Below are 234 nucleotides of genomic sequence, written 5' to 3' on the forward strand. Positions count from 1 at the left end.
TTACTTATACAGCGGTGGGCCCGGATGGCACCCAGGGTGATACGGCGACTGTTATTGTCGAAGTGACGCCCCCGCCCGTAGAGCCACCAGTAGAGCCACCAGTAGAACCGCCAGTCGAGCCGCCAGTGATCAATATTGGCGATGATGTGGTCGTTGAAGGTGACACGGCAGCCGTTACAGTGACGCTGTCTAAAGCCTCGGATCAGGCGGTTACGGTGAACTTTGCGACTGCCG

Annotated in this window: 1 protein-coding gene; it reads left to right on the plus strand. The window is 58.1% G+C overall.

The genetic code is table 11. From position 1 onward, the window contains the following. Positions 1-234: hypothetical protein (locus EYC87_RS19410; RefSeq protein ID WP_279254356.1), on the plus strand; the 234-nt coding region annotated here is incomplete at both ends.

This window comes from Candidatus Seongchinamella marina (genome assembly GCF_026262685.1).
GTDB classification, from domain to species: Bacteria; Pseudomonadota; Gammaproteobacteria; order Pseudomonadales; family Halieaceae; genus Halioglobus; species Halioglobus marinus.